8 protein-coding genes are annotated in these 11,169 nt (G+C 34.0%); 2 read left to right on the top strand and 6 right to left on the bottom strand.

The window, feature by feature from the left end; translation table 11 throughout:
- Positions 1-433 precede the first annotated feature (433 nt).
- The 3 genes from BSF42_RS21695 to BSF42_RS21685 all read right to left on the bottom strand — a co-directional run bounded on the left by BSF42_RS21695 (position 434) and on the right by BSF42_RS21685 (position 5,365).
- A complete protein-coding gene (locus BSF42_RS21695; RefSeq protein ID WP_095955188.1) occupies positions 434-2,533 on the bottom strand; it encodes a protein-disulfide reductase DsbD in 2,100 nt (699 codons plus the stop codon).
- Positions 2,533-3,843, bottom strand: a complete 1,311-nt coding sequence (gene tilS, locus BSF42_RS21690) for a tRNA lysidine(34) synthetase TilS (RefSeq protein ID WP_095955187.1) — start codon at positions 3,841-3,843, stop codon at positions 2,533-2,535. Before tilS ends, BSF42_RS21695 begins: the two co-directional genes overlap by 1 nt.
- A gap of 223 nt (positions 3,844-4,066) precedes the next feature.
- Positions 4,067-5,365, bottom strand: a complete 1,299-nt coding sequence (locus BSF42_RS21685) for an anthranilate synthase component I family protein (protein ID WP_095955186.1) — start codon at positions 5,363-5,365, stop codon at positions 4,067-4,069.
- 301 nt (positions 5,366-5,666) lie between these two features.
- Between BSF42_RS21685 and BSF42_RS21680 the strand changes: the two genes are divergently transcribed.
- Entirely contained in the window at positions 5,667-6,041 is a 375-nt protein-coding gene (locus BSF42_RS21680; RefSeq protein WP_095955185.1) for a DoxX family membrane protein, read from the top strand.
- A 56-nt stretch (positions 6,042-6,097) separates the two neighbouring features.
- On the opposite strand, the gene BSF42_RS21675 is transcribed toward BSF42_RS21680, so the two are convergent.
- From BSF42_RS21675 to BSF42_RS21665, 3 genes are all read right to left on the bottom strand, one after another.
- On the bottom strand, positions 6,098-6,640 hold the full coding sequence (locus BSF42_RS21675) for a lipocalin family protein (protein ID WP_095955192.1): 543 nt from the start codon (positions 6,638-6,640) through the stop codon (positions 6,098-6,100).
- A 153-nt stretch (positions 6,641-6,793) separates the two neighbouring features.
- Positions 6,794-8,197: a dihydrolipoyl dehydrogenase gene (gene lpdA, locus BSF42_RS21670; protein ID WP_095955184.1), complete on the bottom strand. Its 1,404-nt coding sequence runs from the start codon at positions 8,195-8,197 to the stop codon at positions 6,794-6,796.
- A 425-nt stretch (positions 8,198-8,622) separates the two neighbouring features.
- Entirely contained in the window at positions 8,623-9,081 is a 459-nt protein-coding gene (locus BSF42_RS21665; RefSeq protein ID WP_095955183.1) for an Lrp/AsnC family transcriptional regulator, read from the bottom strand.
- Positions 9,082-9,431: 350 nt separating this feature from the next.
- Between BSF42_RS21665 and BSF42_RS21660 the strand changes: the two genes are divergently transcribed.
- Entirely contained in the window at positions 9,432-10,676 is a 1,245-nt protein-coding gene (locus BSF42_RS21660; RefSeq protein WP_095955182.1) for an aminotransferase class I/II-fold pyridoxal phosphate-dependent enzyme, read from the top strand.
- Positions 10,677-11,169: the final 493 nt, after the last annotated feature.

The following is an 11,169-nucleotide window of genomic DNA, read 5'->3' as shown; positions in this document are numbered from 1 at the left end:
CTATTTCTTGAACAATTTGAAGTTTTAAAGACATACTGTAATCTTTCTGTGTACGCTTAACATAGCGCAATTCTTGATCTTTTTCCATAATGATACTTTTTGTGTATCGCTATTTCAGGACAAGACACAATCTTGATAAAAAAAGCGCTCTAAGTAATTAGAGCGCTTTTTGTTTGAAGAAGTACCTTCTCTAAACTTAGTTATAAAAAAATACACCGAAGAAGAACTAGTAAAACTTAAATCTTTATTTCTCAATTGCATAAAAAAAACGCTCTAAGTAACTTAGAGCGCTTTTGTTTGAATTAATTTCAACCGAATAAAGTACTGATTTTAGATTATAGATTTTAGATTGCAGATTGTTACAACACAACCATCAACCATCAACCACCAACTATCAACAATAAACCATAAACAATAAACAATCAACCTCTTCTTATTTAAAATTAGAAATTCCTTCTTTTAACCAGTGCAGATATTCTTCTGTACTTACGTAGCTAATTGTTGGTTTTGTAATGTTTAAATTATTTCCTTCTAAATCTGTAATAACATATAAAGGCTGTGTATTCGTTTTATATTTAGAAATCATAAAATCGGTCCATTTATCTCCAACCGTGATAATTTTATCGCCTGAAGCTGTTACAAACTGTTCTTCTTTAGGAAGTTCACGTTTATCATCAACATACAGCGAAATTAAAACCACGTCATTTTTTAGAATTGGTAAAACCGTTGGATCCGACCACACATTATTTTCCATTTTTCGGCAATTTACACAAGCGTAACCTGTGAAATCAAGCATTATTGGTTTCTTGATTTCTTTTGCGTAAGCTAAACCATCTTCAAAATCGTGAAATACCATAATTCCGTGCGGACCTAATTCTGCACCTTCAGGAAGTCCTTTTATAGATTCTGCTGAACCTCCTCCATTTCCTGATCCTCCTACTCCAAACGGACTTTCGCTATATTGCGGCGGCGGTGGAAAAGCACTGATTAATTTTAACGGCGCTCCCCAAAGTCCAGGAATTAGATACATCGTAAATACTAAAGTAAGCAATCCTAAATATAGTCTTCCAACAGAAATATGCTGCATTGGACTATCATGAGGCAATGTAATTTTTCCGAATAAATATAAAGTCAAAGCTCCAAAAATGGCAATCCAGATCGCGATGAAAACTTCTCTTTCTAAGAAATGCAATTGTAAAACTAAATCGGCGTTTGATAAAAATTTGAATGCCAATGCCAATTCTAAAAATCCAAGAACCACTTTTACAGTATTTAACCATCCTCCAGATTTTGGCAGAGAATTCAACCATCCTGGGAACATTGCAAATAACATAAACGGAAGTGCTAATGCAGATGAAAATCCTAACATTCCCACAACTGGAGCGATTCCACCATTTGAAGCTGCTTCAACTAATAAAGTTCCTACAATTGGACCTGTACAAGAAAATGACACAATAGCCAAAGCTAAAGCCATAAATAGTATTCCGATTATCCCGCCTTTATCGGCTTGCTGATCGGCTTTGTTTGCCCATGAATTTGGAAGCATAATTTCGAAAGCACCCAAGAATGAAGTAGCAAAAACAACTAAGATTACAAAGAAAATCAAGTTGAACCAAACATCTGTAGATAATGCATTTAACGCATCTGCTCCGAATATTTTTGTTACAATAAGTCCTAAAATTACATAAATAGCAATAATAGAAAGTCCGTAAATAACAGCATTTCTTATTCCTTTTGCTCTGCTTTTACTTTGTTTGGTAAAGAAACTCACCGTCATCGGAATCATTGGAAAAACACAAGGTGTCAACAAAGCTGCAAATCCTGATAGAAAGGCAATAAAAAAGATTGACCATAAACTTCTAGCAGGTGCTGGAGCAGGAATTTCTGTATCAGCATCTCCTTTAGCCAATTCCTGATCTTTCTTTATAACATTCTCTATTTGAGAAGCTGGTGCTTTTGCAATCGTATCAACTGCAATTCCAGCTACTTTAGTTTCATCTTTTTTTGCTTCTGCAACAACTGGAACTTCATCCATTTTAAAAGTGGAAGGAACAGCAATTGAGAACTTTTTGCTCGAATTGATACAAACTTCTTTACAAACCTGAAAATCAAAATCTACATCAACCGTTTTTAAGTTTGGGTTAATGATTTTTATCTCTTGTTCAATATGTGCTTTACCTTCAAAAAAGGTTTCGTTTACTTCAAAAACATCATTATATGCCGTTCTTGTTTTTCCTTCTTTTGCTTTTCCAATCAATTCATAATTGCCTTTCTGATTTTTAAAAGCAATTTCTAAAGCAAGCGGTCCGCCTTCTGGAGTAAACTGAGAATACATATGCCAGTCCTTTTCGATAACAGCATCGAAAATCAGTACAGCATTATTTCCTTTTTTTTCAATTTTTGAAGTCCATTTTACCGGCTCTAATATTTGAGCGTTACCATTTGCAAAAGCAAAGAAAAACAACAGCAGTAAAATAGTTTTAGTCCAAACACTTTTAAAAAAGTTTGTTTGATGATTTTGAGTAAAGTTCATTATTGTAGTTCTATTTTAAGTATTTTATTTGTGGTATTTTCAATTTTAAAACGTTCGCCTTGTCTGATTCCGATAACCCAGACGATTTGGTCATTTGAACATAAAAGCCATGTTTTTTCCTTTTCAATCAAGGATAATTTTTCATCTTTAAAAAGTTTGCTGACTTTTTTTGACTTACCATGCATCCCAAAAGGCTGAAAAACATCTCCCTCTTTCCACTTACGTAATACCAGCGGAAAGCGGATTTTATCGGCGTCGACAAATATAACTCTATTTGAATCGAATGTTGTGTGACCTACGTTACAAAGACTTAATTTTAAGGGAAAATTAACTTCTGTATCGTTTTCATAAATTTCAAATTCTTCTTTTTCTGGCGCTTCAGAAAACGGACTCAAAATTAAGGTTTCTCTATTTTTTAATAATCGAAATTCTTCTGCAAAAATTTGTTTTCCGGATTGTCCTTCAACCAAATCATAAATATCATTCCACGCCGAAAAACCAAATTCGTTAAGCCATTGGTACAAATATGATTTATAGTTTGGAAGTTTTTTAAGCTGATTTAAATCGAAGTGAATATCATCTCCTGCTTCTTTTGCAACTTGCTGATAAATCATAATAGAGGCGTCTTCGACCATTTCTTTTGTTTCCTGAAGGTAAGACTGTGTTTTCTGAAATGCATCCAAAAAATTAGGATTAATTTCTTTTAAAACAGGCACTAAATCATGGCGGATTTTATTTCGCAGGTATTTATTTGAAGCATTACTGCTGTCCTCACGCCATTCTATATTATTTTCTTGGACATATTTTAGGATTTCATCTCTAGAAAAAGGAAGAAGCGGACGTATAATTTTATCATTTTGTTCGGGAATTCCAGTCAAACCTTCTAATCCCGTTCCGCGTGTTAAATTGATAATAAACGTTTCCAGATTATCATCGGCATGGTGCGCTGTTAGAATAAAATCGAAGTTTTTTTCTTCTAAAAGTTCATAAAACCAGCTGTATCTTAATTCTCTTGCCGCAACTTGTGTGGACAATTTATAATCTTTAGCGAAAGCTTCCGTGTCAAAATGAGTGGTAAAAATTGGAATATTATTTTGATCGCAATAATTCTGAATGAACTCCTGATCTCCAAAACTTTCTAATCCGCGAAGCTGGAAATTACAATGTAAAACTGCAATTTCATACGGTAATTGCTTGAATAAATGCAGTAAAACCATGCTGTCTAAGCCACCGCTTACTGCAAGAAAAAGCTTTTTTTCGGCTAGGAAAGGAAATCTTGAAACGATATGATTTTGAAATTTTGAAAACATCTGATAAAAGTAAAAAATTAAATTCGATCTATTTTTAAATGAAATGTTAAGTGATGTTCTTTGCCACGAATTACTCGAATTTCAACTAATTTTTTCTTTCCTAAAGCTAAAAAATTATAGGTACAGATCAGAAGATTAAAAATGATTAAAAAAATCTGTGTTAATCTTTTAATCTGCGGTAAAAAAATAATACGCGTAAATTCGTGTAATCCGTGTGATATTTTTATTGCAAAACCTCCCGCATTGCCTTAGCTTTTAACAAACATTCCTCATATTCTTTTTCAGGATCAGATAATGCTGTAATGGCACTTCCTACCGAAAAAGAAACATATTGATTTTCCTGATTGTATAAAATACTTCTGATTACGACATTAAAATCAAAATCGCCTTCTGGCGTAAAATAACCAACAGCACCACTGTACAATCCTCTTTTTGTTTCTTCCAGATTTTCAATAATTTCCATGACAGAAATTTTTGGCGCGCCGGTCATGCTTCCCATTGGAAAAGTTGTTTTTAAAACATCTAAAGCCGAATATTGAGCATCTAATTTTGAACTAATTGTAGAAATCATCTGATGCACCTGTAGAAATGAATAAATCCCGCAAAGTTCTTCAACCATAACAGATCCTTTTTGCGCCGTATGCGATAAATCGTTACGAACTAAATCGGTTATCATAATATTTTCAGCTCTTTCTTTTTCATCTGAAACCAAAACAGTTTTTGATTTTTCGTCTTCAATCTGATCTACAAATCGTTTCGAAGTTCCTTTAATTGGCTGTGAAATGATCTTTTCTCCTACTTTTTTAATGTAACGCTCTGGTGAAGCGGAAAGCAAATAATGCTTGTAATTTTTAAAGAAAACGGAAAATGGCGCTTTCGAAATTTCATTGAGTTTCTGAAACTTCTCTAACGGATTTATACTTGCATTTTCAGTATAAAATTCCATACAAAAATTAGCTTCGTACATATCACCAACATGAATATGTTTGAGCATTTTATTTACTTTTTCAACATACGAATCTTTAGAAATGCGTTGTTTTATTTCTAAAGTCTCTAGACTTTGGGCTTTTGTCTCGAAGCTTCGGGAGGGACTTTGAACTATTTCTTCGAAATCAATTTCAACTTCATCATCACAAAGCATCAAATATTGAATTTCAAGTTCATTTCCTCTCAGAATAAATATTTTTTTAGGCTGAAAGAAAAACAAATCTGGAAAATTTAATCCGTCAAAATTATGAGATCGGAGACTTTCTACGTCATTTTTTAAATCATAAGAAAAATAACCAAAAAGCCAGTCTTTTGTGTTTTGCTGATATTGTTTTAAATCGTCAAAAGCATTGTAAAAATCTGTTTTTAAAGAAGTAAAAGCGTCAACTGCGAGCAGGCAGTCAAAATCGGAATAGTTTTGTGGATAGGAATTGCTGTCTAAAAAAATGACTTCGCGAAACTGCTGTGCCCAATTTAAAAGCTGTTCTTTAAACAGTTCTGGATTTGCAATATTTTTATGAATGGAAACTCTCAAAAATCAGTAAATTTTAAACTTCAAAATTACGACAAAATTCTGTCATTACTATAAAGCAAAAGAAATAACCAAATGATTAGAACAATGATGCAAAACTGTTAAAAAGACATACTTTTTATAAGAAAAAATTCGTTATATTTGATATACAATTAGATTAATCCCAAAAACCAACTAATCTTATTGAAAAATCCTTAAAAATGAAGCACAAAAAAATTGATTTGTGATTCTAATTTGAGCCTTTAGACTGCATCTTTTCCAATAACTTAATTATATTTTTTAACCTTAAAAAATCCTAAGTATTATGAAAATTGCCACAATTATTGTCCGCGTTTTAATTGGTCTTTTGTTACTTTTTGCCTCTGTCAGTTATTTTTTTCATTTAATGCCTGAACCAGAAACTACAGGAAATTTTAAAGCTTTTAATGTAGGTTTAATGGCTTCGACTTATTTAATACCACTTGCTAAATCAATTGAATTGTTATGTGGAATTGCATTTATAACTGGGCGATATGTAACGCTTGCTAATATCCTGATCCTGCCTATTACGGTAAACATCTTGTTTATTAATTATTTTCTTGCTCCCGAAGGTCTGCCAATTGCAATTTTATTGTTTTTAGCAAACTTATTTTTGATTTACAGATATTGGGATAATTACAAGAGTATTTTCAAACCATAATTTTTCCCAAACTAAAAATAAAAAACCCGACAGCTTTTTAACTGTCGGGTTCTTTTTTAATTCGTTCGATCATGCTTCACCCAAACCAGATCGGTTACTTTGTATCCAATATCTTGAGCTTTGATCAAAAAATCTGCTTTTACACTTTCTGGAATTGTTTTTTCTCTCGAAAGAATCCACATATATTTTAGGCTTTCGCCGGCAACAAGTGCATACTTGTAATCTGGATCTACAGCTACGACATTGTATCCAGAATAAAAAGGACCAAAAAATGAGACTTTCAGCATACCAATATTGTCTTTTTTGACAAATTTAGCTTTCCCGATACTTTGTTCCCATTTGTCTTTTTTGACATTATAGCCCTTATTATCTACTTTTATAGTTTTATCATCTTTTAAAGAATACTCGGCTGTTACATTATCCAGATCTCTTTCCCATTTGTAATCTAATCTAGCGATTTCATACCATTTCCCGAGATATTTTGCACTGTCAAAATTAGTTACAGCCTGTGCTTTTTTCGGAATACCTCCTCCACAAGAGTAAAGTGCAAATCCGATTCCTGCTCCGATCAAAATCGGAACTATATATCTATTTTTCATAATATTATCTTTTAGTCTTGTAAAGATAACACCTGAATTACCCATCTAATTTACAAAATTATTTTCAATTATTATATTATCCGAAGCTTAAAAATAAAGCACAAAAAAACCGCTAGATTGCTCCAGCGGTTTTGTATTATTAGTTTACGTAAATTATACGTGTATTGCTCTATTTTCAGTAGCTGCCAATGCTGCTTCTTTTACCGCTTCCGCGAAAGTTGGATGCGCATGGCTCATTCTTGAAATATCTTCAGCAGAAGCTTTAAATTCCATTGCAGTTACCGCTTCAGCAATTAAATCTGCTGTACGTGCTCCAATCATGTGAACTCCTAGAACCTCATCTGTTTTTTCGTCAGCAAGGATTTTTACAAATCCGTCTAAATCAGCACTTGCTCTTGCACGTCCTAACGCTTTGAAAGGGAAACTTCCAGATTTATAAGCAATTCCTTCTGCTTTTAATTGCTCTTCAGTTTTTCCAACTGCAGCAACTTCTGGCCAAGTGTATACTACACCAGGAATTAAGTTATAATCGATGTGTGGTTTTTGACCTGCTAAGATTTCAGCAACCATAGTTCCTTCTTCTTCCGCTTTGTGCGCTAACATCGCACCGCGAACAACATCTCCAATTGCATAGATATTTGGAACGTTAGTTTGTAAATGATCGTTTACTTCAACTTGTCCTCTGTCTGAAATTTTCACTCCAGCCTTGTCAGCGTTTAATCCGTCTGTGTATGGACGACGACCAACAGAAACTAATGAATAATTTCCTTCTAGAGTAATAGTTTCTCCTTTTGCATTTTCAGCCTGAACCACAACAGCATCGCCGTTTCTTTCTACCGATTTTACTTTGTGAGAAACGTAAAATTTCATTCCTTGTTTTTTCAATACTTTAGTCAATTCTTTAGAAAGAGAACTGTCCATTCCTGGAATAATTCTGTCCATAAATTCTACTACAGAAACCTGAGCTCCTAGACGAAGGTAAACTTGTCCAAGCTCGATCCCGATAACTCCCCCACCAATAATTACTAAGTGTTTTGGAACTTCTTTTAAAGCCAAAGCTTCAGTAGAAGTGATGATTCTTTCTTTATCAATTTTGATGAATGGTAAAGAAGATGGTTTTGAACCTGTAGCGATTACAGTATATTTTGCTTCGATAGTTTCAGATGTTCCGTCTGCTTTTGCAACTGCAATGTGTGTTGCGTCTACGAAAGAACCTAAACCATTGAAAACAGTGATTTTATTTTTATCCATTAAGTAGTTGATTCCACCTACGGTTTGATCTACAACGGCTTGTTTGCGCGCGATCATTTTCTCTAAATTGATTTTTACATCGCCAGAAACTTCAATTCCGTGATCTGCAAAATGAGCAATTTCTGAATAATGATGAGAAGAAGCTAACAAAGCTTTTGAAGGAATACAACCTACGTTAAGGCAAGTTCCGCCAAGAGCGTTATACTTTTCTACAATTGCTGTTTTAAAACCTAATTGTGCGCAACGAATTGCTGATACATATCCGCCCGGTCCTGAACCTATAATGACTACGTCAAATGAACTCATAGTTTGTCTATTTTATTTTTAGCGATACAAAATTAAGGAATAAAGTTTTGTTTAAAGTTTAAATTCCAATGTTTTTTGTGTGAAATTTTGAGGTTGGAGGGTTTCTGCCACGAAGGCACTAAGGCAGAAAGTTTTTTTTATGGATTGGGTATTTTATCGCAAAGTTTTTTTGGGGACTGTGCATTTTACCGCAAAGTTCGCAAAGGTTTTCTTTTTTTAATCTTGCAAAGTCGCTAAGGCGCAAAGTCTTAATGTAAGGGTTGTATCATACTTTTACAGAAATGATAAACTTAACGGTCATTGATAAAAAACTTTGCGCCTTAGCGACTTTGCAAGATTAAAAAACTTAGAACCTTAGTAACTTAGAATCTTAGTTTCTTTTATTAAAACCTTTGTCCCTTTGCTTCTCTGAACCTTTGAACCTCTCAAAAAGAAATCACCGTCGAATTCTTCACTTCGCTAATCATAAACATACTTTGTGTACTGCCAATGTGTTGAAGTGAAGTTAGTTTAGTTACCAAAAATTCCCTGTAAGCTTCCATGTCTTTTACCAGCACTTTTAGAATATAATCATAATCACCGCTTACGTGGTGGCATTCTAAAACTTCATTTAGTTTGATGACTTCGCTTTCAAATTTGGTAAGGAATTCTTTGGTGTGCTGAATGAGTTTTAAATGACAGAACACTACAAATCCTTTTTCGATTTTGGTTTTATCTACTAACGCTACATAGTTTTTGATGATTCCTTCACGTTCCAGTTTTTTGATTCTTTCATAAACTGCTGTTACCGAAAGATTTAGTTTTAAAGATAATTCTTTGTTTGTTTTTTTACTGTCGGTTTGAAGTAAAACTAGGAGTTTTTTATCGGTGGCATCTAAAGTCATTTTAACAGTTTGTGGTGTATGTTTTTTTGTTTTTGGTTGCGATGAAAAAAAATCTATTGAATCGGATTTTCTAAATCAAATTTAGATTAAAAATCACTACAAACACATTATTATAGTTTTAAAATCTAATTATTCACTTTACTATTGATTAATATTCTAATTAGAGATTATTTTGAATAGAATTTCTTTTGAAAAGGAGTGCCCTAGCCCTGATAGAAGTGGAAATCCTTTTGTGTCTCGTTTCTTTAACGAGACACAAAAGATTGAAACGGATAGCAGGAATAGCTTCTAAAAATTAAACTTAGGTTCAAACAACACCTGAAATTTGAAACAAACAAAAACTAACTATAATGAACGACTTTAACCCAGCAGATAAAATTCAGGATTTGCAATACTTTGGAGAATTTGGCGGTGTGAATCCGTCGATTTCTGATTCTTCGACTTATACTTTTCTTTCGGCTAAAACTATGTTTGATACTTTTGAAGGGAATATGGAAGGCTGTTATTTGTATTCGCGTCATTCTTCGCCGAGTAATTTGTATTTGGATCAAGCTTTGGCAGCGATGGAAGGCACGGAAACAGCAAATGTTTCGGCTTCGGGAATGGGAGCGATTACGCCTACTCTACTACAGCTTTGCGGTGCGGGCGATCACATTGTTTCAAGCCGAACGATTTATGGCGGTACTTATGCTTTTTTAAAGAATTTTACGCCTCGATTCGGAATTGAAACTACGTTTGTTGATATTACGAAATTAGAAGTTGTAGAAGCTGCAATTACAGCAAAAACGAAGGTTTTGTATTGCGAAACGGTTAGTAATCCGTTACTTGAAGTGGCTGATATTGCTGGTTTGGCTAAAATTGCTAAAAAGCACAATTTGAAATTGGTTGTCGATAATACGTTTTCACCTTTATCTGTTTCTCCTGCAAAATTAGGCGCTGATATTGTGATTCATAGTTTAACGAAATACATAAACGGAAGCAGCGATACGGTTGGCGGTGTAACTTGTGCGTCGAAAGAATTTATCAATTCGCTGAAAAATGTAAATTCCGGAGCCAGTATGCTTTTAGGACCAACGATGGATAGTTTACGTTCGGCTTCGGTAATGAAAAATCTTCGAACTCTTCACATCCGAATTAAACAGCACAGTCATAATGCGCATTTTCTGGCAGATCAATTTGAAGCTGATGGTTTGAAAACGGTTTATCCAGGATTGAAAAGTCACCCGAGTCATGAATTATACAAAACGATGATTAATCCGGAATATGGTTTTGGCGGCATGCTGACAATTGATGTTGGAACTTTGGCAAAAGCCAATGAATTAATGGAGTTGATGCAAGCTAAAAACTTAGGCTATTTGGCGGTAAGTTTGGGGTTTTATAAAACGTTATTCAGCGCGCCGGGAACTTCGACTTCTAGTGAAATTCCACTTGAAGAGCAAAAAGAAATGGGATTAACAGATGGTTTGATTCGTTTCTCGATTGGATTGGATAATGATATTCAACGTACTTATGAGATGATGAAAGCTTGTATGGTGGAGCTTGGGATTTTAAATTCCGCAGAGATTCGCAAAGAGGTTTTCGCAGAGATTCGGTAAGATTTTTTTTGTTTTCTCTCGCAGATTTAGGAGATTTGGCTGATCTTCTCCTAAACAAAAAAAAACTGCTTTATCTGCCAAATCTGCGAGAGGCAAAATCTTTTTAATCGTTTTGATCTGTGGCAAAATAAAGTTTGATTCGTTTTTCTATTGGTTGGTATATTAATATTCAGCGTACTTATGAGATGATAAAAGCTTTGTATGGTGGAATTAGGAATTTTGAAACAAGAATTTCACTAATTTTCACTAATTATTTCGCAGCTGTTTTTTGCCACGATCCGAGCAAAAGCGAACACGCGAAGCAATTCACGAATTAATTTGTTTTTAAAAATTCGTGAATTCGTGGCGATTTTTTTTTAGCAAATTGATAATCGGCACCAATTTGTCATCCTGACGAAGGAAGGATCACACGCGTAACTTCGTATAGTAAATCTTCAATCTTTGTCGAGTTTCTAGTGTGATCCTTCCTCCGTCAAGGATGACAAAAAAAAAA

Origin of the sequence: Flavobacterium sp. ACN6 (assembly GCF_002304005.1) — a bacterium.
Lineage (GTDB): Bacteria > Bacteroidota > Bacteroidia > Flavobacteriales > Flavobacteriaceae > Flavobacterium.
The sequence above is the reverse complement of the archived record's forward strand: the minus strand, read 5'-3'. Positions and strand labels throughout refer to the sequence as shown.

Coding starts and splice junctions, on each gene's coding strand:
- BSF42_RS21695 (WP_095955188.1), bottom strand. CDS start 2,533: ATGAACTTTACTCAAAATCATCAAACAAACTTTTTTAAAAGTGTTTGG.
- tilS (WP_095955187.1), bottom strand. CDS start 3,843: ATGTTTTCAAAATTTCAAAATCATATCGTTTCAAGATTTCCTTTCCTA.
- BSF42_RS21680 (WP_095955185.1), top strand. CDS start 5,667: ATGAAAATTGCCACAATTATTGTCCGCGTTTTAATTGGTCTTTTGTTA.
- BSF42_RS21675 (WP_095955192.1), bottom strand. CDS start 6,640: ATGAAAAATAGATATATAGTTCCGATTTTGATCGGAGCAGGAATCGGA.
- lpdA (WP_095955184.1), bottom strand. CDS start 8,197: ATGAGTTCATTTGACGTAGTCATTATAGGTTCAGGACCGGGCGGATAT.
- BSF42_RS21665 (WP_095955183.1), bottom strand. CDS start 9,081: ATGACTTTAGATGCCACCGATAAAAAACTCCTAGTTTTACTTCAAACC.
- BSF42_RS21660 (WP_095955182.1), top strand. CDS start 9,432: ATGAACGACTTTAACCCAGCAGATAAAATTCAGGATTTGCAATACTTT.